The 23,972-nt window shown below is 74.4% G+C and carries 20 protein-coding genes; 10 read left to right on the forward strand and 10 right to left on the reverse strand.

Features of this window, described 5'->3' with window-relative positions:
* Window positions 1–5: 5 nt before the first annotated feature.
* Together ACZ466_RS01980 and ACZ466_RS01985 are read right to left on the reverse strand one after the other, a co-directional pair.
* On the reverse strand, window positions 6–1,052 hold the full coding sequence (locus ACZ466_RS01980; protein ID WP_378287779.1) for a Ppx/GppA family phosphatase: 1,047 nt from the start codon (window positions 1,050–1,052) through the stop codon (window positions 6–8).
* 64 nt (window positions 1,053–1,116) lie between these two features.
* Complete coding sequence (locus ACZ466_RS01985; RefSeq protein ID WP_378287849.1) at window positions 1,117–2,298, reverse strand: zinc-dependent alcohol dehydrogenase; 1,182 nt, start codon at window positions 2,296–2,298, stop codon at window positions 1,117–1,119.
* Between the two features lie 372 nt (window positions 2,299–2,670).
* Between ACZ466_RS01985 and ACZ466_RS01990 the strand changes: the two genes are divergently transcribed.
* Complete coding sequence (locus tag ACZ466_RS01990; protein WP_378287780.1) at window positions 2,671–5,622, forward strand: hypothetical protein; 2,952 nt, start codon at window positions 2,671–2,673, stop codon at window positions 5,620–5,622.
* Window positions 5,623–5,639: 17 nt separating this feature from the next.
* Here ACZ466_RS01990 and ACZ466_RS01995 read toward each other — a convergent pair whose 3' ends face one another.
* Complete coding sequence (locus ACZ466_RS01995) at window positions 5,640–6,290, reverse strand: TetR/AcrR family transcriptional regulator (RefSeq protein WP_378287781.1); 651 nt, start codon at window positions 6,288–6,290, stop codon at window positions 5,640–5,642.
* A 196-nt stretch (window positions 6,291–6,486) separates the two neighbouring features.
* Between ACZ466_RS01995 and ACZ466_RS02000 the strand changes: the two genes are divergently transcribed.
* Window positions 6,487–7,827: an acyltransferase family protein gene (locus ACZ466_RS02000; RefSeq protein WP_378287782.1), complete on the forward strand. Its 1,341-nt coding sequence runs from the start codon at window positions 6,487–6,489 to the stop codon at window positions 7,825–7,827.
* On the opposite strand, the gene ACZ466_RS02005 is transcribed toward ACZ466_RS02000, so the two are convergent.
* Window positions 7,772–10,144 carry a terpene synthase family protein gene (locus ACZ466_RS02005; RefSeq protein ID WP_464042727.1) on the reverse strand — a complete coding sequence of 791 codons (2,373 nt, stop codon included), beginning with the start codon at window positions 10,142–10,144 and terminating at the stop codon, window positions 7,772–7,774. The genes ACZ466_RS02000 and ACZ466_RS02005 overlap by 56 nt on opposite strands.
* A gap of 113 nt (window positions 10,145–10,257) precedes the next feature.
* Here ACZ466_RS02005 and ACZ466_RS02010 point away from each other — a divergent pair, with 113 nt between their 5' ends.
* Together ACZ466_RS02010 and ACZ466_RS02015 are read left to right on the forward strand one after the other, a co-directional pair.
* On the forward strand, window positions 10,258–10,824 hold the full coding sequence (locus tag ACZ466_RS02010) for a TIGR03086 family metal-binding protein (protein WP_378287784.1): 567 nt from the start codon (window positions 10,258–10,260) through the stop codon (window positions 10,822–10,824).
* Window positions 10,825–10,889: 65 nt separating this feature from the next.
* Window positions 10,890–11,375, forward strand: coding sequence for a MarR family winged helix-turn-helix transcriptional regulator (locus ACZ466_RS02015; RefSeq protein WP_378287785.1), 486 nt, complete (start codon window positions 10,890–10,892; stop codon window positions 11,373–11,375).
* Window positions 11,376–11,397: 22 nt separating this feature from the next.
* On the opposite strand, the gene ACZ466_RS02020 is transcribed toward ACZ466_RS02015, so the two are convergent.
* The 4 genes from ACZ466_RS02020 to ACZ466_RS02035 form a co-directional block, all read right to left on the reverse strand.
* Entirely contained in the window at window positions 11,398–13,119 is a 1,722-nt protein-coding gene (locus ACZ466_RS02020; RefSeq protein ID WP_378287786.1) for a hypothetical protein, read from the reverse strand.
* A gap of 31 nt (window positions 13,120–13,150) precedes the next feature.
* Entirely contained in the window at window positions 13,151–13,747 is a 597-nt protein-coding gene (locus ACZ466_RS02025) for a CE1759 family FMN reductase (protein ID WP_378287787.1), read from the reverse strand.
* Entirely contained in the window at window positions 13,744–14,868 is a 1,125-nt protein-coding gene (locus ACZ466_RS02030; protein WP_378287788.1) for an LLM class flavin-dependent oxidoreductase, read from the reverse strand. Before ACZ466_RS02030 ends, ACZ466_RS02025 begins: the two co-directional genes overlap by 4 nt.
* Window positions 14,869–14,941: 73 nt before the next feature.
* The gene (locus tag ACZ466_RS02035) at window positions 14,942–15,865 is read right to left on the reverse strand and encodes a MerR family transcriptional regulator (protein ID WP_378287789.1); all 924 of its coding nucleotides are present in this window, start codon (window positions 15,863–15,865) and stop codon (window positions 14,942–14,944) included.
* A 57-nt stretch (window positions 15,866–15,922) separates the two neighbouring features.
* Here ACZ466_RS02035 and ACZ466_RS02040 point away from each other — a divergent pair, with 57 nt between their 5' ends.
* The 4 genes from ACZ466_RS02040 to ACZ466_RS02055 all read left to right on the forward strand — a co-directional run bounded on the left by ACZ466_RS02040 (window position 15,923) and on the right by ACZ466_RS02055 (window position 18,881).
* A complete protein-coding gene (locus ACZ466_RS02040; RefSeq protein WP_464042730.1) occupies window positions 15,923–16,699 on the forward strand; it encodes a maleylpyruvate isomerase family mycothiol-dependent enzyme in 777 nt (258 codons plus the stop codon).
* Between the two features lie 80 nt (window positions 16,700–16,779).
* Window positions 16,780–17,586: a F0F1 ATP synthase subunit A gene (atpB, locus tag ACZ466_RS02045; RefSeq protein ID WP_378287791.1), complete on the forward strand. Its 807-nt coding sequence runs from the start codon at window positions 16,780–16,782 to the stop codon at window positions 17,584–17,586.
* 28 nt (window positions 17,587–17,614) lie between these two features.
* On the forward strand, window positions 17,615–18,325 hold the full coding sequence (locus ACZ466_RS02050; protein ID WP_378287792.1) for a hypothetical protein: 711 nt from the start codon (window positions 17,615–17,617) through the stop codon (window positions 18,323–18,325).
* Between the two features lie 28 nt (window positions 18,326–18,353).
* On the forward strand, window positions 18,354–18,881 hold the full coding sequence (locus ACZ466_RS02055; protein ID WP_378287793.1) for a DinB family protein: 528 nt from the start codon (window positions 18,354–18,356) through the stop codon (window positions 18,879–18,881).
* Between the two features lie 18 nt (window positions 18,882–18,899).
* Here the strand turns inward: ACZ466_RS02055 and ACZ466_RS02060 are convergent, their stop codons facing one another.
* Window positions 18,900–21,257, reverse strand: a complete 2,358-nt coding sequence (locus ACZ466_RS02060) for a LuxR C-terminal-related transcriptional regulator (RefSeq protein WP_378287794.1) — start codon at window positions 21,255–21,257, stop codon at window positions 18,900–18,902.
* 236 nt (window positions 21,258–21,493) lie between these two features.
* Here ACZ466_RS02060 and ACZ466_RS02065 point away from each other — a divergent pair, with 236 nt between their 5' ends.
* Window positions 21,494–22,402 (forward strand): LysR family transcriptional regulator, encoded by a 909-nt coding sequence (locus ACZ466_RS02065; protein WP_378287795.1) that lies wholly within the window; start codon window positions 21,494–21,496, stop codon window positions 22,400–22,402.
* A gap of 21 nt (window positions 22,403–22,423) precedes the next feature.
* On the opposite strand, the gene ACZ466_RS02070 is transcribed toward ACZ466_RS02065, so the two are convergent.
* Window positions 22,424–23,014, reverse strand: a complete 591-nt coding sequence (locus ACZ466_RS02070) for a YceI family protein (RefSeq protein WP_378287796.1) — start codon at window positions 23,012–23,014, stop codon at window positions 22,424–22,426.
* 103 nt (window positions 23,015–23,117) lie between these two features.
* Here ACZ466_RS02070 and ACZ466_RS02075 point away from each other — a divergent pair, with 103 nt between their 5' ends.
* The gene (locus ACZ466_RS02075; protein ID WP_378287797.1) at window positions 23,118–23,906 is read left to right on the forward strand and encodes a universal stress protein; all 789 of its coding nucleotides are present in this window, start codon (window positions 23,118–23,120) and stop codon (window positions 23,904–23,906) included.
* The last annotated feature ends 66 nt before the right edge of the window (window positions 23,907–23,972 follow it).

Below are 23,972 nucleotides of genomic sequence, written 5' to 3' on the forward strand. Positions count from 1 at the left end.
CCGGCTCAGGACGCGCCCGCCCCCACCCCGCCGACGCAGTGGAGCCGGGACCGCGGGCCGGGCATCGGGCGCAGCAGGTGGCCGATGTCGTCGTCGACGGACGGCGCCGGCCCGCCGATCTGCTGGAGGCGGCGCAGCGCGATGCCCTCGCGCAGCGCCCACGGGCAGACCTCCAGGCGGCGCAGCTCAAGCCGCCGCATGACCGCCTCGGCCACGATCGCGCCCGCCAGGAGCTGGCGGGCCCTGGTCGCCGAGACGCCCTTGAGCCCGGTCCGGTCGGCGGCGGTCATCCGGGCCAGCCGCGGGATCTGGTCGCGCAGGTCCTTGCGCCGCAGGATCCGCCGGCCCTCGGCGTCCCGCCGCCGCAGCGACCTCGCCAGCTGCGCGAAGATCTTGGACGTGGCGACCGCCCGCCCCGCGCCCGGCCCCTCGCCGGGACGCCCCTCCCACAGCCCGTCCGGGCCGTCCGGAAGCCGGTCGTCCAGATGTTCCCCAACCACGCCGCGCAACCGCTTGACGTCGCGGCGGCGGGGCGGGTCGCCGGGCAGGTGCTCGCGGGTGAGACGGCCGGCGCCCAGCGGCAGCGTCACCGCGAACCCGGGCTCGGTGCCGTCCCCGGCGGCGATCTCCAGCGAGCCGCCGCCGATGTCGGCCAGCAGCAGCGGCCCCGCCGACCAGCCGTACCAGCCGCGGGCCGCCAGGAACGTCAGGCGCGCCTCGTCCACCCCGGACAGGAACGACGGCTCCACCCCGGTGCGGGCGGCCAGCCCGGCCACCACCTCGGCGCGGTTGGACGCGTCGCGCAGCGCGGCGGTGCCGAACGCCACCAGCTCGTCGGCGCCCTCGTCCCGGGCCGCCACCAGCGCCTCCGCCACCGCCGTCGACAGCCGGCCGGAGGCCCGCGGCCCGATCCGGCCGCCCCGGGTGATCGCCTCGGCCAGCCGGGTGGGCCGCTTCACCGAGCGGATCGGCCGCACCGGCTCTCCCGGCTCGAGATCGACGACCTTCAGATGGGCGGAATTGGAGCCGATGTCCAAGATGGCAGTTCGCATGGACGGCAGTTACCCCGCCCGGAGCCGTTCCATCCCGGACCGTCCGGTCGCGGGCGGGCCGTAGTCAGGGATTGAGGACGACCTTCAGCGCGCCCTCCTGCTTCTTCTGGAAGATCTCGTAGCCGTGCGGCGCCTCGTCCAGCGGCAGGTGGTGGGTGGCCAGGCCCTCCACGCCGAGCGGGTCGGCGTCGTCGGCCACCAGCGGCATCAGCGCGTCGATCCACCGCTTGACGTGGGCCTGGCCCATCCGCAGCGTGACGCCCTTGTCGAACATCCGCAGCATCGGCAGCGGATCGGTCATCCCGCCGTACACGCCGATGACCGAGATGGTGCCGCCGCGCCGGACGATCTCGATCGCCTCCAGCAGCGCCGCCATCCGGTCCATCCCGACCCGCGACATGAGCGGGGCGGCGGCCCGGCCGGGCACCAGCCCGGTGATCGTGTGCGCGAGCCGGCCCGCCAGCGAGCCGTGCGCCTCCATGCCCACCGCCTCGATCACCGAGTCGGCGCCGCGGCCCCCGGTCATCCCGCGCACCGCGTCGCCCAGGTCGTCGGCCTCGGACTCGTCCACGACCTCGGTGCCGTGCCGGCGGGCGACGTCCAGCCGCTCGCGCACCCGGTCGATCCCGATGACGCGGAAGCCGCGGTGGCGGGCGATGCGGCAGCACATCTGCCCGATCGGCCCGAGCCCCAGCACCGCGACGGTGCCGCCCTCGGGGACGTCCGCGAACTCCACGGCCTGCCAGGACGTCGGCAGCACGTCGGACAGGTACAGGAACCGGTCGTCGGAGGGCCCCTCCGGGACCTTGACCGGGCCGAAGTGGGCCTGCGGGACCCGCAGGAACTCGGCCTGACCGCCCGGCACCTGCCCGTAGAGCTTGGTGTAGCCGAACAGGGCCGCGCCGGTGCCGTGCTCCCGCACCTGGGTCGTCTCGCACTGCGCGTACAGCTCGCGGTCGCACATGTAGCAGTGGCCGCAGGAGATGTTGAACGGGATCACCACCCGGTCCCCCGGGCGGATGCCGGTCACCGAGGAGCCGGTCTCCTCCACCACCCCCATGGCCTCGTGGCCCAGGATGTCGCCCTCGCCCATGAACGGGCCCAGCACCTCGTACAGGTGCAGGTCCGATCCGCAGATCCCGGTGCTGGTGACCCGGATGATCGCGTCGGTGTCCTCCTTGATCACCGGGTCGGGCACCTGCTCCACGCGCACATCGCGCTTGCCATGCCAGGTGAGCGCCTTCATCATCGTCCTCCCGAGAGGGCCCGCGGCGTCACCGCGCCGGGCCCGTCGCGTCGCGATCGCCGACCGGTCGTGGTCGGCCCTACCCGGCCGCCCGGACCGAAACACGACATCGGGACGGCATCGGGGCAGATCAGGGCAGATCGCAGACATCGTCCGGAAGGAAGGTGTTTGAAGCGGATGCGTCCGGTTAGAAGGGGCGGAGCGGGTCCCGCAAGGGACTCCCTCCGGCAGGCCGCCGGTCCCGTAGCGCTGCCACGGAACGGGACCGGCGGCTCTCCGCCACTCCTTCACCCCTTCTTCGCGGTCGCGCCCCCGGACGTCGGTCCCGAGCACTACCCTCCTGGCGAAGATCACCGCCAGAGGGGGACACGCATGGCCGATGAGGGCACGCAGGGCAGCACCGCCATAACGCAATGGCCGGACATCGCGGACGCGCTGGGGAGCGCCGCCGGCGATCCGCGCGGAGCGGAGGACCGGGTCGTCGCCCTGGCCGCCGGGCTGCCCGTCCGATCCCTCCCGGAGTTCTTCGAGCACGCCTGCCGCGCCTTCCACGCCGCCGGGCACACCGGCCTGGCCTCGACGTTCCTCGGCAGGGCCCGCAAGGTCGAGGAGGCCCACCGGACGCTGCTGGGCCTGGCCCCCGACACGGCGCGGGCGCACCGCACGCTGCTGGAGCTGGTGCCGACCGGCGTCATCACCCCGAGCCTGCTGCACGACCACCTCGCCGGCCTCGCCGCCCGCGTCGACCGCACGGGCTCCCAGGCCGAGGCCCGCGAGATCGTCGAGGCGTTCCTCGCCGGCGGCGTCCTCCCCTACCCCAACCTCATGGCCGACCTGGTGGCGGTGGCCGCCGCGGCCGGCGCGGCCCGCGAGGCCGAGGAGGACTGGTTCGCCGAGCGGCTGCTGCGCGGCGGCCTGCTGAGCCGGGCCGCGCTGCCGGTCTGGGAGGCCGCCGGCCCCGCGCTGCAACGGCTGTGCAGGGGCTCCGCCGAGCTGCTCGACCTGCTGGTCGCGGCCGAGCCCGCACCCGGCGTGTACGACGACGCCGACCTCGACGCCCGCCTCCGCCTGGAGTGGCTGGAGCTGCTGGACCGCGCCGGGGCGGGCGCACGGCTGTCCCGGGACTGGTTCGTCTCCCTCGGCCCCGCCCCGATCCGCCCGCTCGTCCGGCTCGCCGGCCAGGCGGCCGACCGGCTCTTCCCGCCGCCCTCGGGCGTGCGGCTCGACCCGGGCTCGGACCCGATGGTGTCGTGGGCGGGCGCGCACCCCCTGGCCTTCCGCAACCTCGACAAGAACCGCCCCCGGTTCAGCGAGGGCGGGCCCCAATGGGACCGGATCAAGGACCTCGACGAGCTGGCCGGGCGGCTGCGGGACGAGCCCGCCCGGTTCGCCGACGACATGGACTGGTTCGTCCGCACCCTCAACCACTACGCCAACATCGACTACCCCGCGGCGCTCCGCCGCGTCTGGGGGCGGCCCGAGCTGCGCGACGCGCTGTCGGAGCACGTCCGGGACTGGATCGCGGAGGCCTCGGCCGGCGACCTGCTCGGCCTGGAGATCGCGCTGCCCCACCTGGTGCCGCTCGCCGACGCCGGACACGCCGGCCTCGCCCCCGAGGCGTTCGGCGACCTGACGCTCACCGACCCCGTGGACGTCCTGTACCGGGCACTGCGCACCGGCATCCCCGAAGAGCTCGACCTCCCCGTCGTGAAGGCGGCCGACGGGGGACGCGTGTCGGCCGTCCAGCACGGCGACCTGCTCACCCTCGCGACAGACCAGGGGAAGGCCGAGGTCCACGGCCCGGACGGCGTCGTCCACCGCGCCACCGTCCCGAACGCCGGCGGCGGGACCCCCTGGTACGACGGCGAGTCCTTCTACCTCTCCGACTTCGACCGGGTCAGCAGCCTGCGCAAGACCTTCCGCCTGGTGGATGGAAAGGAGATCAGCTTCGACACCGGCGCGCTCGCCCGCTGGCCGGACGCCCCGCCCGCCGCCCAGGTGACCTTCCCGGGCGCCGCCGAGCCCGCGTTCGTCCGGCTGCACCGGGCGATGATCCACATCACGGCGCCGGACGGGACGCTGACCTCCCGCACCGCCTACAGCCCGTCCGGGCCCGCCCAGGAGCCCGTGCTGCCGCCGCCCGGCTGGTGGCCCAGGCTCGGCCCGGCCGACCCCGCCGGGTCGGCGGCGCTGCGCGGGCTCACGCGCGAGACCGCCGAGGAGCTGGTGAACGCGGCGCTGCGCGGCCCGGAGGAGCGCGCGGCCGCGATCGACCGGCTGCTCCCCTCGGTCACCGCGCCCCGCCTCAAGCAGGCGATCGAGACGCTGGTGACGCGCGCCACCGCGCTCCTCCCCCAGACGCTGCGGCTGCACGACCGGCTCGGCACGGACCGTCCGGAGCGGGTCCCGGCGCTGATCCGCAGCGAGTCGGGCCTGCGTTCGGGACGGGGGATCTCCCAGGTCGTCACGGTGCGCGTCCTGGCCGAGGCGCTGGCGGAGGCCGCCGAGGCGTCCGGCGCGGGCACGGTCCGCCCGTCGTCCGGCACGGCCACCGCCTACCCGCTCGGCACCATCGCACTCCCGCCCGGCACCGGGGGCATCTGGTTCCCTTTCGGCGAACTCGGCGGCAAGGCCCTGCTGGCCGCCTGGCCCTGGACGGTCGAGTACGAGCGCGCCCGCCTGTTCGACACCCTCCGCGCCTGGGGCGACACCCCCTGGGGCGACGGCAGCGGGCGGTGGCGGCTGCACTCCTTCACCTCGCGCGGCGGAACGCAGAAGCCCCAGGGCGAGCTGTGGCGGACCCCGTCCGGGTCACTGATCATGCTGTCGTTCCAGGGGCACCCCGACCGGGAGTCCAAGGCGGTCGAGTACTCGCCGGACGGGCGCTTCGAGCCGTTCGACATGCCCGGCTGGGCGACGCTGCGTCCCGTCGTCGCGCAGGGCTGGGGCGGCGCCGGGCGGATCGCGGAGTTCGACCGGCTGCGCGCCGAGCGCGGGCCCGCGCCCTACGACATCGACGGCGTCCGCGGCCTGGCCGCCCGCACCGGCCTGCTGCTGCCCGAGGTGGCGTCCGCGGCGTTCGGCTTCCCGTTCTTCGCGGGCCGGGAGAACGAGCGCGAGGCCTACCCGCAGGAGATCCTCGATCTCTACGACGACCCCGAGACCGGCGAGCCCGGCTCCAAGACCAAGCGGTCCTACCGGCTCGACCGCGAGCTCCGCGAGTTCCTGATGCCGCTGGACCCGGCCGACCTGTGGACGACCGGCCTCGACCACGACCGCGCCGCCGAGTGGTGGGAGACCGTCGGGAGCAAGGACGACGACTGACGCCCCTCCCCCGGCGGTCAGCTTGGGGTGCCCGTCGTGCCGGTGGTGAACGCGGTGAGCGGGTCCAGACGGCGGATGAGGCGGATGGCGGTGTCGACCACCGCGGCCGCCTCCTCCGCCGTCTCGCACGCGGCGACCTCGCGCCCCGCCTCGCCGATGACGGTGGTGAGAACGGTCACGGTCACCCGGTCCTCCGGCCCGGTGCCCGCCCCGAGCAGGACGGCGTTCTGCCGGACCCACTCGCGGCTGCGGGTGCGGCGCATCAGCTCGAACCCGGGCGGGGCGTCGCCGTCCATGAACAGCAGGATCAGGCGGCGGCGCTCCCAGCAGTCCCGCAGGAACGCCCGGGCGCCCTGGACGAACAGCTCCAGCGGGTCCTCCTCGCCCGCCGCGCGGGCCTTGGCGACGGCGCCGGCCGCGCTGCTCTCGTGCGCGTCCTGGTGGTCCTCCCACAGGGCCAGGAACAGCTCGCTCTTGCCGCCGAAGTGGTGGTAGAGGCTGCCGACGCTGGATCCGGCGCGTTCCACGACCTCGGCCACGCTGGACTCGGCGAAGCCGTGCTCGACGAACACGTCGCGGGCCGCCCGCAGCATCACCCTGCGGGTCTCGGCGGTACGGCTCCACTGCCAGGACGCCTCGCCCGTACGGCCGCTCGACTTGCGTGCCATCAGATCCCCATGTCCGTCTCTCCCGGCTCCGGCGCGCTCCGCCGGCACCGCTCACCAGATTACCGAATCGGATTCCAGAATCCCTCGGCGGCGCCCCGGATCCTGACTCCCGGCCGAACTCCCGGAAGGTCAGGATTCAGGAAGTGTTCAGGTTCGCCGGAGCATTCACGCAGCGACATGCCCTAGCGTGGCCGGGATGCCCGCAAGCACCTCGCCCTCCGCCACCGTCCCGTCCGCCTCCCGGCCCGCACCGGCCTCGACAGCGCCGCCGCCCTCGACCTCGTCACCGCCCGCCCCGGGCGGCGCGCGGCTGGAATGGCTGGACGCCCTGCGCGGCCTGGCCGCCATCGTCGTGGTCTTCGAGCACTCCCTGGACGTGCTGTTCCCCGAGATCCGCGCGGGCGCGAGCCCCTGGTTCGACTTCGGCCGCTACGGCGTCTTCGTGTTCTTCATCGTCAGCGGCTACATCGTGCCCGCCTCGCTGGAGCGGCGCGGCAGCGTGCGGCGGTTCTGGATCGGCCGGATGTTCCGCCTGTACCCGCTGTGGGCGGTGGCCGCCGTCATCGGCGTCGGGATCGGCCTGGCCGGCCTCACCTGGAGCCCGCCGCAGCAGCTCACCGACCGCCCCGGGCTGTCCGCGCTGGCGCACCTCACCATGCTCCAGGACCTGCTGTCGGTGCCCAACGCGGTCAACGTCTTCTGGACGCTGTCGTACGAGATGGCGTTCTACCTGCTCATCACGGCGATGTTCGTCGCGGGCGTGCACCGGGCCAGCGCGGGGACCGCGCTGTCGTTCGCGGCCGGCGCCGCGGTCGTCGGGGCCGTGCTGCCGACCGGCCTGCTCACCTCCCGCTTCCCGCAGGGCGGGATCGTGGCGGCCGCGGTGCTGATGGCCGCGGGCCTGCTGGCGGTGATGAGCGGCCGGCCGGCCGCCCGGCGCTGCGGCGTGGTCGTCCTCGGCGTGCTGGCGCTCGCGCTGGTCACGGTCAACAGCCGGGTCGGCGGGGTGGAGAGCCTGGCCATCATCGCCACGATGTTCGCCGGGACCGCGATCTACCGGATCCAGAGCGGCCAGGCCACCGGACGGCGCCCGGTGGCGATGGTCGTGCTGGTGCCCGTGCTCACCGTCGGCGCCGGGGCCGGGCTGGCGATCGCCGGCCGCACCGGCGCCTGGCAGGCCACCGGGGTGTGGGGGTGGCCGACGGCGGTGGCCGCCGCCTGGCTGACGTTCCTGGCCGGGCTGCTGCTGCGCCACCGCCGCTTCCCCCGCTTCCTGCCCTGGCTCGGGGTGATCAGCTACTCGGTCTACCTCCTGCACTTCCAGGTGCTGCAGATCATCTGGCAGGTCACCGACGAGCCGGAGACCCTGGGCACGCCGGTGCGGCTGCTGTGGCTGACCGTGCTGATCATCGCGGTGCTGGTGTTCGGCACGCTGGCGCACCGCCATGTCGAGCTTCCGGCGCAGCGCCTCGGCCGGCGCGTCATCCGGATGCGCCAGGACCGGCGGAGACGCCGCGCGGAAGCCGGATCCGGGTAGCGGAGGTGCCGAGCCCGTTGGGCCCGATCGGCCTGCGGAGCGCCCCGGGGGCCAGGGCTCCCGCCGTCCCGGGCCGCTCCGCGGACGCGGCGCCCGGCGAGGCGGCGGGCACGCGGGGGCCGTACCGCTCCAGGAGCTCCTCCTCCCCGTAGCGGCGCGTCTCCCGGTGCCACTTGAGGATTCCGGCCATCCAGTTGCGCAGGTCGTCCACGTAGGCGTCGAGGGACTCGCGGGCCTCGGCCTCCAGGCCGTACTCCTCGGCCAGGACGGGCAGTTCGTCGGCGACCGTCCGCTCGAACTGCCGCAGCCGCGAGGCCATCAGATCGTCGACGATCGCCACCGCCGTGTCGCGCCCGCAGCCCAGCAGGTGCTCCACGGCCACCACCCCGTTCGACCGGGCGCCCTCGAACTCGATCTCCTTCTGGTACGAGAACACGTCGTTCAGCAGGCAGGCGTAGTCCATGACCGCGTTCTCGACGCCCTCGATCGTGCGGCTGCGGTAGAGCTCGGGCGGGATGCCGCGACCGCGCCGGATCCGGGTGAGGTTCAGCGTCAGCTCCGACCCGAAGGCCTGGCGCCGCATCTCCAGGTAGTCGACCGGGTCGGGGATGCGGTCCTGCATGTGGTTGTGCAGCTCCCAGAGCCAACTATCGACCATCGCCTCCACGGCGGCGCGGAACCACGCGCGGTCCTCCCTCGCCATCGGCTCCGCCGTACGGCGCCAGAGGTCGGCCAGCCCGGTCTCAACGGGGCCGGTCGGCGGAGGGACGGCGCCGCAGTCCAGCGGCATGAACAGCGGCAGCCGGGCCGCGAACACCTTGGCCCCGGCCATGTCGCGGTCGCGGTGGAAGACGGCCGGGAAGTAGTCGTCGCCGTAGGTGCCCCAGGCCAGCCACTGCGTCGACAGGTCGAGCTCGCCGGCGGTGGAGTCGGGGTCGATCGAGGCGGCGCAGATCTCGAACGCGAACCCCTCCAGGTCGCTCCGGCTCCACAGGGGCTCGGGCAGCCGCGCCACCGGCTCGTACATGCCCACCTCCCCGCACCAGGCGATGGTGGCGCGGCGGGCGCGCGCACGGTTCGGGTTGACCCGCGCCGTGTACGGCATGGTGAACTCCGGCAGCGCGGTCGGCCCCACCCGCCGGTACGGGGCCGCCAGCGGGGACGGCGCCGCCGCCCGCAGCACGGTGGCGATGCGCGCCGCCGCCGTGCCCAGGCCGCTGGGCCCGCCGCCCGCGCCGGACGCGGAGCCGCCGCCCTTGTTCATGTAGCGGCTGGAGCGCAGGTGCCACTCGTGGCCGCCCGACTGCCAGTCCTGCAGGCCCTTGACGTAGGCGGCCACCGCGGCCCGTTCGGCCGGGTCGAGGCCGTACTCCTCGAAGATGTGCGGGACCTCGGTCAGCGCGGTGTTCTCGAACTGCCGCAGCCGCGAGGTCAGCGCCTCGTTGACGACCTCGGCGGCGCGCTGCGCGTCCACCTCCAGGAACCGCTCGACCACCAGCACGCAGTTGTTGACCTCGCCCTCGGTCTCGGTCTCGCGCTGGTAGGAGAAGATGTCGTTGCGCAGGTGCACGCCGTCGGAGAAGGCGTCCTTGAGCACCCGCAGCGGCCGGGAGGCCGCCACCCGCGCCGGCACCTCGGCGCCCACCGCGTGCTCGACCAGGTCGGCCGACCAGGGGGCTCCGCCGACCCGGCGCCGCACCTCGATGTACTCGACCGGGTTGGGCACCCGGTCCGCGCTGATGTTGGCCAGCTCCCACAGGGACTCGCGCAGCAGCGCCTCGGTGCTCTCGGCGAACCGCGCGCGCCACTGCGCCGACCTCGCCGGGACGGTGCGCGCCCACAGGTCGGCCAGGCCGCGCTCGCACGCGTTCTCCGGCGCGGGCGGCTCGGGGCCCATGAACGAGCACAGCCGGTCGAGGTAGGCCCTGGCGCCGTCCCGGTCGCGCGGCTTCTTGTAGACCTCCAGGAAGTGGTCGTCGAAGTAGAACACCCACACGTACCAGTCGGTGATCAGGTCGAGCTCGGGGGCCGCGCAGTCGGGATGGGTGTAGGCGCACAGCAGCGCGTAGTCCATCGCGGCGAGCTGCCTCTCGCTCCAGATCTCCGGGGTGCCGGGGTCGCGGGCGTCGTCCAGCATGCCCATCGTCCGGGCCCACCGCGTGCTGTGCGTGCGGGCTCCCTCGACGTGCGGGTTGAGGCGGGCGGGGTGGACGACGTAGAACTCCGGAAGCTCGAACGGCTGCTGCATGGGGCGGTTCCGACCTCTTCTCTGCGTCTTTCCTGCGGTCTTGTCGGCGTTCGCGTCCTGCGTCAGCACAGCAACGTACGGCACTCGTTCAGCGACAGAAAGTAATACTTTCGTGGCGCCGATGAGTTTTCGGGGATGACCGGGTCCGCATCCCCGGAACCACCTCGAAGGAGACGAACACGATGATCGATCTGACGCCCGCCGCGCGGCGCACCGCCGCGCTGCTCGCCGCCGTGCCCGACGACGCGCTGGGCGCCGCCACGCCGTGCGAGAAGTACACGGTCGGCGATCTGGTCCACCATGTGGGCGGCCTGTCGCTGGCGTTCACCTGGGCCGCGACGAAGGACCCCAAGACCGCGCTGTCGGCGGGCGGCCCGTCCGCGGACGCGTCCCAGCTGGAGGAAGGCTGGCGCGAGCTGTACGCCGAGCGCCTCGAGGCCCTCGCCGGGGCCTGGCGCGACCCGGCGGCCTGGACCGGCATGACCCAGGCGGGCGGGGTCGACCTGCCCGGCGAGGTCGCGGGCCTGGTCGCGCTCGACGAGCTGGTCGTGCACGGCTGGGACATCGCCCGCGCGACGGGCCGCCCGTACACCGTCTCGGAGGAGGAGGCCGACGCCTGCCTGGCGTTCGTGTCCCAGGCGCCGGCGGACTCGGGGCTGTTCGGGCCGGCGGTCGGCGTGCCCGAGGGGGCGCCGCCGCTGGACCGGCTCATCGGCCGGACGGGTCGCGACCCCTTCTGGACGGGATGAACCCGCAGGAAACCGAACAATTGCGGGCAATTCAATCGCCGTCCAGGTAACGGTAGAATCACGCCATGAGCGTCCCGGACCCCGATCTCGCGGCGCTGCCCCCGGGGGAACTGCTGCGGCTCGACCACCAGGTGTGCTTCGCGCTGCACACGACCTCGCGAGCGTTCGACGCGCTGTACCGGTCGCTGCTGCGCGACCTGGGCCTGACCTACCCGCAGTACCTGCTCATGCTCGCCCTCTGGGAGTCCGACGGGCCGACCGTCAAGGAGCTGGGCGCGCGCCTGCGGCTCGACTCCGGCACGCTGTCCCCGCTGGTCAAGCGGATGGAGGCGGCGGGCCTGGTGGAGCGGCGGCGCGGGCGCAGCGACGAGCGCTCGGTCTCGGTGCACCTGACCGGGCGGGGCGCCGCGCTGCGCGAGCGGGCCGCGGGGCTGCCGCTGCGGATCATGGAGGCGACCGGTCTCGGCGTCGACGAGCTGCGCACCCTGCACGCGCTGCTGGGGCGGGTCACCGAGCGTCTGGACGCCGCCGTCGCCTCCGCCTCCCCCTGACGGCAGGCCCCGTTCCGCCCCCTCAGTCGTCGGCGAGGAGGGCGGCGGCGTCGGCGCGCAGGGCGGCGTCCTCGTCCACGGCGCGGAACCCGTCGTGGGCGCGGTGCCGGCGGTCCGAGGCGAGGATCTCCTCCAGGATCGGCCGCATCCTCGGCTGGGCCGGGCCCGTCTCGGTGAGGTGGCGCAGCGCCGTCCACGCCACCTCGCTGTGGGAGCGGGCGGCGATCGGGTGGACGGCCTCCCAGAGGATGTCCCTCGCCTGGCCCGCGTCTCCGGTGATCTTGAAGAGCGCGTAGGCCGCGGCCACGCGCTTGAGGAGGTCCCGGTGTGCGAGCAGAGGGCGGAGCCGGCCGGTGAAGGCGGCGGCGTCCGGGCCCAGCGCGGCGAGGTCCCGCCAATGCGCCTGGACGTGCTCCGGCCGGAACACCGCGTCGAGCGCCGCGGCGAAGCGGCCGGGGTCTCCGGTGAGCCTCCAGTGCGCCCTGGCCTCCCCGAGCCGTGACAGCCCGGGGTTCCAGGTGGGAAGGCGTCCGGGCGGGCGGTCGAGAAGTCCTTCGAGCACCGCGGCGGCCTCGGCGGACCCGGTGGCGGCGAGGGCGGACACCGCCGCGTCGTGCGCCCCGGTCTCCAGCAGCGGCATGATCTCCGGCAGGGCCGGGGCGGCGTCGTCCTCCCATCGCGCGAGGACGCGCAGGAGCGTGGCGGCGCCGTCCTGGTGGTCCCGCAGCCTCGCGCGGAGGGGCGGGAGAAGCGCCGCGGCGTGCGCGCGCATCGGCACGAGCGCTGCCGCGATGCCCGGCGGGACCGGCGAGTAGCCGTAGGGGGCGGCGCCGCCGTCCCCACCCTGGCCGAGCTCCCGGCCGGTGTCGAGCCGTTCCACCAGGTGCGGGACGCAGCGCGGATCGCCCTGCCTGGCCAGTCCCCAGGCCGCGATGTCGGCGACCTGGTACCTCAGATCGGGTGAACGGGCGGCGCGGTCGCCGAGGCGTCCGGCGAGCGCGTCGGCGCCTGCGCGCAGGGCGGCCAGCACGTGGGTCGCGTACTCGCGGACCGCGACGACCGGATCGCCCGTCCACTCGGTCAGGGCGGGCAGCAGCGGCGCGGCCGGGGACCGCCACCGCGTGACGAGCTTGGCGGCGACCTGGACGGCGCCGGTCCGGCGGTCGCCGTCCGGGTGCCCGGCCAGCGTCAGGCACAGCTCGGTGCGGGCGGCCACGCCGAGCGCGTCGCCCGCCCACCTGACCAGCGCGGCGCCGGTGCCGCCCAGCAGCCCGGTCAGCTCGGCGGGCATCACCCCGACCCACGGGACCTCCCGCCACACCTCGGTGTCGGGGGCCTCGGCCAGGGCGCCGATCGCGGCGCCGGGCCGTTCGGTCTCGACAGCGAAGGCCAGCGCCATCGCGGCGGCGAGCCGGACATGCGGATCTCCGCCTCGCGCGTCCCGCAGTCCGCGCAGCCAGATCAGGGTCTCGGGCAGCACGGCGGCGGAGCAGCCGCGCGCCAGCTCCCCGGCCGCCAGCAGGACGCCGAGGCGGGCGGCGCGGTCGTGGACGCCGGGCCGGCGGGCGCGCAGCCCGGCCACCAGGCGGTCGGCGTCGTGCACGCCGCCGCCCGCGATCTCCGCGGCCTGCGCGGAGATCGCGTTCCCGGGCGCGCGCCGCTCCTCGACGTCGCCGTCCTCCAGGAGGGACAGCACCGGCTGCGCGAACGCCGGTCCGTCCCCCTGCCGCGCCGTCTCCCGCATCCCCCAAGGATGGCACCGGCGCGGCCGGAGATCATCCGGCCAGCAGCTCCTCGAACGGCGTCGGGTCGGCGTACGGGTCCTCCCGCGTCACCGGGGGCCGGTCGGCGACCGCGGCGGCCAGCTCGCCGCCCGCGGCCGCGATCCGCTCGGTGAGCAGGCCGGGGCTCGCCCAGTCCTCGGACGCGGCGTACACGGCCGTCGGGACGGGCCGCGCCCGCAGGTAGGCGAACAACGGCCGCACGGCGAAGTCCAGCGCCAGCGAGTGCCGGGCGGTGCCGCCGGTGGCCCCCAGCAGGACGGGCCGCGCCTCCAGCGCGTCCTTGTCCAGGACGTCGAAGAAGGTCTTGAACAGCCCGCTGTAGGAGGCGTTGAAGATCGGCGTGACCGCGATGAGGCCGTCCGCGCCGGTCACGGCCTCGACCGCGCCGCGCAGCGCGGCCGGGGCGAACCCGGTGACCAGGTTGCTCGCCAGGTCGTGGGCGTGGTCGCGCAGCTCGACGGTGACGATCCCGGTCTCGCCGGGCAGCGCCGCCGCCGCGGCCCCGGCCAGCCGGTCGGCCAGCAGGCGGGTCGAGGACGGCTCGCTCAGCCCCGCCGAGACGACGGCGAGAGTGCGGTGGTCGGTCATCGGACGGCCTCCTCTTCCTCTTCCTTCGTTCCCGGCGCCGCGGCCGGGCGGGCGGCGGCGACGAGGTCGGCGTGGGTGGGCGCGGTGGCGGGGACGTGCGCCGGGCGCAGCGCCTCGAACTCCTTGCGCAGCACCGGCACGACCTCCTCGCCGAGGATGTCGATCTGCTCCAGGACGGTCTTGAGCGGCAGGCCCGCGTGGTCCATCAGGAACAGCTGCCGCTGGTAATCGCCGAAGTGGTCGCGGAACGACAGCGTCCGGTCGATCACCTGCTGCGGGCTGCCCACGGTCAGCGGGGTCTCCTCGGTGAACTCCTCCAGGGACGGCCCGTGCCCGTAGACCGGGGCGTTGTCGAAGTACGGCCGGAACTCGTTCACGGCGTCCTGGGAGTTCTTGCGCATGAAGACCTGCCCGCCCAGGCCCACGATGGCCTGGTCCGCGGCGCCGTGGCCGTAGTGCTCGTACCGCCGCCGGTACAGCTCGATCAGGCGCATGAAGTGCTCCTTCGGCCAGAAGATGTGGTTGGCGAAGAAGCCGTCGCCGTAGTAGGCGGCCTGCTCGGCGATCTGCGGGCTGCGGATGGAGCCGTGCCAGACGAAGGGCGGCGCCCCGTCCAGCGGGCGCGGGGTCGAGGTGAACGACTGCAGCGGGGTGCGGTACTTGCCCTCCCAGTCGACCACGTCCTCCCGCCACAGCCGGTGCAGCAGGTGGTAGTTCTCGATGGCCAGCGGGATGCCCTCGCGGATGTCCTTGCCGAACCAGGGGTAGACGGGGCCGGTGTTGCCGCGTCCCATCATCAGGTCGACCCGGCCGTCGGCCAGGTGCTGCAGCATCGCGAAGTCCTCGGCGATCTTCACCGGGTCGTTCGTGGTGATCAGCGTGGTGGACGTCGACAGGATCAGCCGCTCGGTGCGGGCGGCGATGTAGCCCAGCATGGTGGTCGGCGACGACGGCACGAACGGCGGGTTGTGGTGCTCGCCGGTCGCGAAGACGTCCAGACCCGCCTCCTCGGCCTTCAGGGCGATGGTCACCATCGCCTTGATCCGCTCCGCCTCGGTCGGCGTGCGGCCGGTCGTCGGGTCGGTGGTGACGTCGCCGACGGAGAAGATTCCGAACTGCACGCCGCCTCCTTCAAGTAGTAGAAGTTTCAACTATGCTACCGGAACCCGGCGCCCCGGCCATCTATTCCACCCCCTACACGGCGGCCGCCAGGCCCCTCACCAGCCAGCCGTGGGCGGCCCCGAGCGTGACCGGGTCGCCGGTCACCTCGGCGGCCAGCCGCCAGTAGCGGTCGATCTCCGGCTCGGCCTGCGCGACCAGGCGGTCGTACAGCGCCCGCCGGAACTCCGGGGTGTCGCTCCCGCCGCGCACCTCCGCGTGCGCCATGACCAGCCGGTCGAGCGCCGGCCCCGGCCCCGGCGGCTCCCCGGCCAGGAAGCCCGGCGCCGCCATGGCGCACGCCTCGTCGATCCCGGTCAGCAGCGCGGACTCGTCGGCGATGTGCGGGGCGTTGGCCTTGGCGCGCTCGTGCAGGCGCCGGCGCAGCGCCCGGTCGGCGGTCAGGACGACCAGCTCGGCGTACGCGACGACCTGCCCGGGGGCCGGCTCGGCGGGCGGCTCCGGCACCACCCCCGCCACGAGGGCGTCCATCATCGCGGGCGGCATCGGCGCCACGGCCAGGTCCCGCCACAGCGACGCGACCGCCTCGTACGCCGCCCGCCCGCCGCCCTCGACCACGGCCAGCAAGCCCAGCCGCGCGGCCCGCTCGGCCGGAGCGGCCTCCTCGACGGCCCGCAGCGACGCCCGCCGCCACGCCAGCCCGGCCATCTCCAGATCCAGCGCCGCGCGCTCGGCCGCGATCGTCTCGTCCAGCGCCCGCTCGCCGGTCAGCACCCCGACGATCGCGGGCAGGCCCAGCCCCAGCGCGCGCAGCCGCCGCACCAGCCGCAGCCGCTCCACCGCGCCCCGGTCGAAGCGCCGGTGCCCGCCCGTGCTGCGCCGGGCCTCCAGAACGCCCTCGTCGCAGTAGAAGCGGACGGTCCGCACCGGAACGCCCGCCAGCCGCGCCAACTCCCCGATCCCGATCGTGTCGTCGCCCACGGCCACTTGAACCTCCACCCGACTGGAACTCCTACGGTACGGCCAGCGACGGAACAGCGACCTCTGGAGGCGATCATGAAGACGTCGACACCGCCGGTGGAGCGGCTCGCGGCCGGGCTGCGGGAGCAGACCGCCGCCCTCGCGGCCGCCGTGGACGGCGCCGACCCCGCCGGCCGGGTGCCCACCTGCCCGGAGTGGACGATCACGGACCTGGTGGTGCACGTCGGCGCCGCGCACCGCTGGACGCGCGACCTGGTCGAGGCCCGCGCGGCGGGCCCCGAGTCGCTCGTCCCGCCCGCCACGGACGTGGAACCCGCGGACTGGGCGTCCTGGCTGAACGAGGGCGCCGACCGGATGGCCGAGGCAGGCGTGCGCGAGGCCGGCACGGAGGTGTGGACCTTCCTCGGGCCGCGCCCGGCCGCCTTCTGGGTGCGCCGCATGCTGCACGACACCGCCGTCCATCACGCGGATGCCGCGCTGGCGCTGGGACGCCCGTTCGCGCTCGCGGACGATCTCGCCGCCGACGCGCTCGGCGAGGGCCTGGAACTGCTGGCCTGGCCGGGCGCGCAGCAGGCGCGGCCCGCCCTGGCCGGGCTGCGCGGCGACGGGCAGACGCTGCGGCTCCAGCCTCGGGACGGCGACGGCTGGCTGATCACCCGAACCCCCGAGGGCATCGCCTGGGAGCGGGACGGGGGCGGCCCGGCCGTGCAGGAAGGCGACGTCGTCCTGCACGGCCGGGCCGCCGACCTGCTGCTGGTCTTCACGCGCAGGATCCCGCCGGAGGACCCGCGCGTCCAGGTGAAGGGCGACGCGGGACTGCTCGCCCACTGGCTCGAGCGCACCGCGTTCTGAGTCAAGGGACCCCAAAACGGCGGCGGGATTCCATTCCGGGATAATGGGATCCCGTCGGCCTCCTGGAAAGGGACCGCAACGTGATCATCGCCCACGCGCTCGTGACCACCGGTTCGGATTTCCAGGCCCCCGACAGCGGAATCTTCGAATGGGGGCCGCTGTTCCCGGACGGGCCGCCGTGGCTGCGCTGGCTGACCAAGCCCGTGCTGCTGGTGGGCCTCGCGGCGGTGCTCGTCATCGGCTTCTTCCGGGCCGCGTTCCGCCGTCCGGCCCTCGTCCCGGGGACCTTCCAGAGCCTGGGCGAGCTGGCCTACCTGTTCGTGCGGGACCAGATCGCCAGGCCGACGATCGGCAAGGACGGCGACCGCTTCATGCCGTTCCTGGTCTCGGTCTTCTTCTTCGTCCTCGCCATGAACCTGATGGGCACGGTGCCCGTCCTGCAGTTCACGGCCACCTCGCATTTCGCGATCCCGCTGCTGCTCGCCCTCGCGGTCTACGGCCTCTACCTGTACCTGAGCGTGCGCACGCAGGGCCTGACCGGCTATCTGAAGAACGTGATGTTCCCGCCCGGCCAGCCGTGGTGGGTGTACCTCATCCTCGCCCCGATCGAGCTGCTGCAGCACCTGGTGCTGCGCCCGGCCACGCACTCGATCCGGCTGTTCGCGAACATGTTCGCCGGGCACCTGCTGCTGGCGTTCTTCGCCTCGGTGGCGTACTGGTTCCTGATCGAGAAGCTCACCCTCGCCGGCGTCGGGGTGGGCCTGCTCGGGCTGGTGATGACCGTCGTCCTCACCGCGTTCGAGATCTTCGTGCAGGCTCTGCAGGCGTATATCTTCACGCTGCTGGCCGCGTCGTACATCGACGGCGCGCTGCATCCGGATCACTGAGCCCGGCGGCGGGAAACGGAGCGTGCCGATGGCGGCGGACGGCGCCGGTTCGTGGCGGCTGATGTGGAGCCCGGTACCGCGCCGGGACGGGCTGCGCGCCTTCACCCGGATCGAGGAGGACCGCGCCGGGTCGCATCCGGGCGTCCCGCACATCAGGGCGCTCGGGACCATGTACCGGTTCGACATCCATTACCCCGGCGATGTGGACACCTATCCCGACCGGCAGCGCCAGGAGGTCAAGGACATGCGCGTCGACGGCCGCGAACGGCGCGCCGCCGAGGGCGAGACCTGGCGGTTCGGGTGGTCGTGGTACCTGCCCGCCGCGCTGCGCGCCACCACGAGCTTCACCCACGTGCACCAGCTGTTCGCCTCCGGGCCGGGCGGCGGGCCGCTGATGATGATCTCGCTGCGCCGCCGCCAGGGCCGCGACCTGCTGGAGCTGAACGCCCACCACGCCGGGGTGGTCGTCGGCGCCACCGACCTGCGGCCGCTGCGCAGCCGCTGGATCGGCGTCGACCTGGAGGTCGGCTTCGCGCGCGGCGACGGCGGGCGGGTCCGCTGGCGCGTCACCACCGAGGACGCCACCGCGGTCGAGGTGGAGCGCGACGGCCTGGACACCTGGCTGGGCACGCAGGGCATCTCCCCCAAGTGGGGCATCTACCGGTCGCTGAAGGACACCGCGCGGCTGAACGACGCGCACCTGCTCCTCAAGGACCTCCGCGCCCACCTCCGCACCTGACCTGAACGAATATGACTAGCCTCCACGTATGGTCACAGACGGCACCGTTCCGCCCGCCGAGCCGCCCGACCGGCTCACCGATCCCCGGGAGCTGCTGGACGGCTACCTCGACTACTACCGGGACGCGCTGCTGCGCAAGCTCGACGGCCTGACCGACGAGCAGCTCCGCACCGCGCCGCTGCCGTCCGGATGGACGCCGCTGGAGCTCTTCAAGCACCTGACCCACGTCGAGATCCGCTGGCTGCAGTGGGGGTTCCAGGGCGAGCCGGTGGAACGGCCGTGGGGCGACCGCGGGCCGGACGGAGCCTGGCACGTCGACGGCGACGAGACCTTCGCGGACCTGCGCGCCGCGTTCCTGAGCACGTGCGAGCGGTCGCGGGAGATCGTCGCGGCGGCCGACCTGGGCGGGTTCGCCCGCCCCGGGCCGCGGTTCGACGACCCGGAGCGGCCCGCGTCGCTGATCTGGATCCTGTTCCACCTGCTCCAGGAGTACGCCCGCCACCTCGGGCACCTGGACGCCGCGCGCGAGCTCATCGACGGCGGCGTGGGCGAGTGAGCCCGCCCTCCGGACGGGTCAGGCGCGCTGGGAGAACCAGGCGGCGATCTGCGTGCGGGAGGTGAACGCCAGCTTCGACAGGATGTGCTCGACGTGCGAGTCGACCGTCCGCTTGGCGATGACGAGCCGTCCCGCGATCTCCCGGTTCGTCAGTCCCTCGGTGACCAGCGCGGCGATCTCCAGCTCGCGGGGCGTCAGGGGGGCGTCCCCGTTCCGCGGCGCGGGCACCGCGACCGGCGCCGCGGGGACGGGCGGCGCCTCCGGGGCGGCCGGCTCGCCCAGGGCCTCGGCGACCGCGGCCTCGAACGGCAGCGCCACCCCGCCGTCGTAGGCCTTCCGGAACGCCTCCTCGCCGATCAGCTCCTCGCCGCGCCGCCAGTACGCCTCCCGCAGCAGCCGGTGCTTGAGCCCGAACAGCGACACCCCGGTGAACCGGAGCGCCGCGTCGCCCGCGCCGAACACCCGCGCGGCCGGCTCGACCTCGCCGAGCGCGACGAGCGCCGCGCCGATGACGTCGAAGGCCAGCCCGACACCGAGCCGGTCGCCGAGATCGAGCTTGATCCGTAGCGCGGGGCGCAGGTCGTCCAGGCCCCGCTCGGGGTCGCCGGCCACCACCAGCGCCAGCCCGCGCACGCACAGCCCGTACGAACGGCACCACAGCTCGCCGGCGGCCTCGGCGGCGGCGACGACCTCGGTGGCGTCCCGGACCGCGCCGTCGATGTCGCCGGCCAGGGCCTTGGCCGCCGCGAGGAACACGTCGCTGAGCGGGGCCAGCACGTCGTCGTTGCCCGCGAGCCGGTGCAGGTCGCGGGCCTCGCCGAGCAGCCGGCCCGCGTCCTCCATCCGGTCGAGGCCGAGCGCCGCGACGCCCTGCACCTCGCGGACGTAGGCCAGCCCGCGCACGTCGTCGCCGGACGCGCGGGCCCGCGCCTCGGCCTGGTCGACCAGCTCCCGGCCCTGCGCGAGGTCGTCCTGGACGACGGCCAGCAGCCCGAACAGCGCGAGGAGCTCGGCGGACTCGCGGATCCGCAGCGCGGTCAGGTCGCGGGAGGCGAACACCCGGGTGCCCCAGTAGCGCGCCTCGCCGATGAGGCCCTGGAGCGCCAGGATCCGGCCCAGGCCGAGGAAGGCGCGCGCGATGTCCTCGTCACCGGCCGCCCGCAGGCCGTGCTCCATCGCGGCCCGCACGTTGGCCTGCTCGCGGCGGAACCACTCCAGCCAGCGCGGCTGGGCCTCGGTGCCCAGTTCCGCGGCGGCCCGCCGGATCGCCCCGCTGAAGCGCTCGAACGCCCGGCCGCGGACCGCCTCGTCCTGGCCCAGCAGCTCCAGCATCTCGGCGCCGTACTCGCGCAGCGTGTCGAGCATCCGGTAGCGGGCGGCGCCGTCGGCGTCCACCCGCAGCACGATCGACTGGGCGACCAGCCCGGCCAGCAGCTCGACGATCTCCTCGGCGGGCAGCTCGCCGCCGGCGCAGATGTGCTCGGCGTCCTCCAGGTCGAAGGCGCCGGCGAACACCGACAGCCGCGCCCACAGCAGCCGCTCGCCGGGCGAGCACAGCTCGTGGCTCCAGTCGATGGCCGCGCGCAGCGTCTGGTGCCTGGGCATGCTGGTGCGGCGGCCGCGCAGCCGCAGGATCCGCCGGTCCAGCCGCGCCACCACCTGCTCGATCGACAGCGCGCGCAGCTGCACCGCGGTCAGCTCGATCGCCAGCGGGATGCCGTCGAGGCGGTGGCACAGCAGCGCCACGGCGCCGACGTTGCGCTCGGTGATCGTCCAGCCGGACACCACGGCCGCCGCCCGCTCGGCGAACAGCGTCATGGAGTCGCAGGACGCGGCGAGCGGGACCGGCTCGGCGTCGGCCGCCGGCTCGTCCGGCACGGCCAGCGGCGCCACCATCAGCGTGTACTCGCCGGTGATGTCGAGCGGCTGGCGGCTGGTGGTCAGCACGCGCAGCCCGGAGGCGTTCTGCAGCAGCACCTCGGCCAGCATCGCGCAGCCGTCGATCAGGTGCTCGCAGGTGTCGAGGACCAGCAGCATCCGCCGCTCGCCGAGGTAGTGGACGAGCGCGTCCAGCGCGGCGGCGGGCGCCTGGTCGGGCAGCCCGAACGCCTCCCCCACCGCCTGCGCCAGCAGGCTGGACTCGCGCAGCCCGGACAGGTCGACGAAGCACACGCCGTCCTCGAACGAGGCGGCGAGCCGGTTGGCGGCGCGGATCGCCAGGCGGGTCTTGCCGACGCCGCCGGGGCCCATCAGCGTCACCAGGCGGCACTGCCCGAACAGCCGTCCGATCTCCGCCAGCTCGTCGCGGCGGCCGATGAAGCTCGTCAGCTCGGCCGGCAGCCGGCCCGAACGTTGCTCCGATGTGGTTAGCGACACCGCCGCCTCTGCTCGCCTCCCGCCGGCCCGGGCCGACGCTTCTTGGGGACGTCAGGCAGCATCGTACCCAGAGCCGAACGTATCGCAACCATTCCATTACGCGACGGCGTAAGGGCTCCAGTCAGGGAAACGGGACGGGAACGGGCTCGTCACGGACCCTCCATGACACTTGCCGGTCGGGGACATCTCCGTACGAGCACATAAGAACGCCTTATGGGCGCTCTTAGGATGGGGCCATGGCCGCCACCCATCGCGTGCCCGATCTGGGCGCCCTTGAGTTGCTGCTGGCGGTGGTGCGGCTGGGCAGCGTCGGCAAGGCGGCGGCCGAGCTCGGCGTCACCCAGCCCGCCGCCAGCGCCCGGATCCGGTCGATGGAACGGCAGATCGGCGTGGCGCTGTTCGAACGGTCCCCGCGCGGGTCCCGTCCCACCCGGGCGGGGGCCCTGGTCGCCGAGTGGGCCCAGCAGGTGCTGGACGCGGCCCGGGCGATGGACGCCGGGATCGCCGCCCTTCAGGAGCGGCAGGACGCGCGGTTGCGGGTGGTGGCGAGCCTCACCGTCGCCGAGTACCTCATGCCCGGATGGCTCGTCGCCTTGCACGAGGCGCGCCCCGGTACGGCGGTGACGCTGCGCGCGGCCAGTTCCACGGAAGTGGCCGAGCACGTCAGGGCCGGCAAGGCCGACCTGGGGTTCGTGGAGGGCGCCCGTACGCCGGCCGGTCTCAGCGGCACGGTGGTCGCCTCCGACCGGCTCGTCGTGGTGGTCGCCCCCAGGCATGCCTGGGCGCGCCGCCGTGACGGTGTGACGGCCGAGGAGCTGGCGGGCACGCCTCTGATCCTGCGAGACAGGGGTTCGGGCACCCGGGAGGTGCTCGACAGGGCGCTGTCCTCGTTCGGGGGCACCGCTCCCCCGCTGCTCCAGCTCGCCTCCACCACGGCCCTCAAGGCGGCGGCGGTGTCGGGCGCGGGCCCGGTCGTGGTGAGCGAGCTCGCCGTGGCGGACGAGCTGTCGGGCGGGCGGCTGGTCGCGGTCCCCGTCCGGGACCTGGATCTGGGCCGTCCGCTGCGCGCGGTCTGGCCGTCCGGGCAGCACCCGGCCGGGCCCGCCCGCCACCTGCTGGGCCTCACCCGGCAGTCACGCGCGTGACGGTCGCGGCCTCGGGGGCGGTCAGGTCTCGTCGAGCGCGCCGGCGGGCGCGTCCAGCACCGCCTGGACCTCCAGCTGGATGGCGATGGTGTCGCCCAGCATGACCTTGTCGCCCTGCAGCGGGACGTTGAACTCGATGCCGAAGTCGCGGCGGCTCAGCGAGGCGGTCGCGGTGAATCCGGCGCGGGTGCCGCCCCACGGGTCCCCCTCGACGCCGTGGAACTCCACCAGGAGCCGCACCGGGCGGGTGACGCCGCGGATCGTGAGGTCGCCGTCCAGGTGGTAGCGGGGGTGGCGGGCCCGCCGGCCGATTGTGGCACGTTCCACACCCGTGCCGACGAAGGTCATCGCCGGGTGGTGCTCCACGTCCAGGAAGTCCGCCGACCGGACGTGCGCGTCCCGCTCGGCGTTGCGGGTGTCGATCGACGCCATCGAGATCTCCGCGCGGGCGGAGGACGCCGGCAGGTCCTCCGCGACCCGGATCTCCCCCTCGAACCCGGTGAAGGAGCCGCGGACGGTGGTCATCAGATGCCGCACGGTGAAGGTGATCTCCGAATGCGCCGGATCGATGCTCCAACGGCCGGCGGCGAGGTCCGGTGCCGCAGTGGTCACTGTACTGATCCCCCCAGATCAAATTCGCTCAAGAGGTCAGAATGTACCCGAAAGACCCAAAAGGGGACGTGACCCGGTCCCTCGAACCGGGAACGATGCGGACATGATCGGAGAGCACGTCCTGGCCGGCTACACCACCGGCCCCGGCGCCCGCGAGGCCCTCGCCCTGGCCCGCGGGATCGCCGCGCTCAGCGGCGGGCGGCTCACCGTGGCCACCGTCCACCCGCCCGGCCGCCCGGCCGCCGCCGGCGAGGCCCTCACCCTCCTGGAGCAGGCCGCCGCCGAGGCCCCCGAGGCCGAGACCGCCGTCCAGGAGAGCCGCGGCGTCGGCCGCGGCCTGTCGGTCCTGGCCAGCCGGATCGGCGCCGACCTCATCGTCGTCGGCTCCACCGAGGGCGGGGCGCGCGGCCGCATCGCCGTCGGCTCCACGGCCGACAACCTGCTGCACTCCGCCCCCGAGGCCGTCATGATCGCCCCGGCCGGGCACGAGCCGGCCGAGCGGCCGGGCCGGATCACCGTCGCCTACGTGCGCCGCCCCCAGTGCGACGAGGCCGTGGTCCGCGCCGCGCTGGTCGCCGCGCGCCTGGAGGTCCCGCTGCGGCTGCTCACCCTGGCCGTGGGGGACGACTCGCGGCACCGCCTCCGCGACGACCTGGCGCTGGCCGTGCGGCTGGCCGCCGAGACCTCCGGCCTGGAGGCCGAGGCCGAGCTCGCCGAGGGCGACGACGTCGCGGACGCCGTGGCCCGCACCGGCTGGTCCGAGGGCGAGCTGCTGGTCTGCGCGAGCAGCGAGGACGCCTCCGCCCACCGGGTGTTCCTGGGCGAGATGGCCCTCAAGGTGCTGCGCGCGGCCCCCTGCCCGGTCACCGTCCTCCCGCGTGGCTACTCCTAATAGTCCGAATTGACCGTTTCTCGGGAACCGCTTGCCGCCCCGTCTTTACCTCGGCTACATTCCGTC

Source organism: Actinomadura rugatobispora, assembly GCF_055379765.1.

Excerpts from the sequence above, each read along its gene's own strand:
- ACZ466_RS02050 (WP_378287792.1), top strand. The coding sequence starts at position 17,615 with ATGGCGGCGGACGGCGCCGGTTCGTGGCGGCTGATGTGGAGCCCGGTA.
- ACZ466_RS02040 (WP_464042730.1), top strand. The coding sequence starts at position 15,923 with ATGAAGACGTCGACACCGCCGGTGGAGCGGCTCGCGGCCGGGCTGCGG.
- ACZ466_RS01980 (WP_378287779.1), bottom strand. The coding sequence starts at position 1,052 with ATGCGAACTGCCATCTTGGACATCGGCTCCAATTCCGCCCATCTGAAG.
- ACZ466_RS02015 (WP_378287785.1), top strand. The coding sequence starts at position 10,890 with ATGAGCGTCCCGGACCCCGATCTCGCGGCGCTGCCCCCGGGGGAACTG.
- ACZ466_RS02065 (WP_378287795.1), top strand. The coding sequence starts at position 21,494 with ATGGCCGCCACCCATCGCGTGCCCGATCTGGGCGCCCTTGAGTTGCTG.
- ACZ466_RS02055 (WP_378287793.1), top strand. The coding sequence starts at position 18,354 with ATGGTCACAGACGGCACCGTTCCGCCCGCCGAGCCGCCCGACCGGCTC.
- ACZ466_RS02020 (WP_378287786.1), bottom strand. The coding sequence starts at position 13,119 with ATGCGGGAGACGGCGCGGCAGGGGGACGGACCGGCGTTCGCGCAGCCG.
- ACZ466_RS02075 (WP_378287797.1), top strand. The coding sequence starts at position 23,118 with ATGATCGGAGAGCACGTCCTGGCCGGCTACACCACCGGCCCCGGCGCC.
- ACZ466_RS02000 (WP_378287782.1), top strand. The coding sequence starts at position 6,487 with ATGCCCGCAAGCACCTCGCCCTCCGCCACCGTCCCGTCCGCCTCCCGG.
- ACZ466_RS01995 (WP_378287781.1), bottom strand. The coding sequence starts at position 6,290 with ATGGCACGCAAGTCGAGCGGCCGTACGGGCGAGGCGTCCTGGCAGTGG.
- ACZ466_RS01985 (WP_378287849.1), bottom strand. The coding sequence starts at position 2,298 with ATGAAGGCGCTCACCTGGCATGGCAAGCGCGATGTGCGCGTGGAGCAG.
- ACZ466_RS01990 (WP_378287780.1), top strand. The coding sequence starts at position 2,671 with ATGGCCGATGAGGGCACGCAGGGCAGCACCGCCATAACGCAATGGCCG.
- ACZ466_RS02025 (WP_378287787.1), bottom strand. The coding sequence starts at position 13,747 with ATGACCGACCACCGCACTCTCGCCGTCGTCTCGGCGGGGCTGAGCGAG.
- ACZ466_RS02010 (WP_378287784.1), top strand. The coding sequence starts at position 10,258 with ATGATCGATCTGACGCCCGCCGCGCGGCGCACCGCCGCGCTGCTCGCC.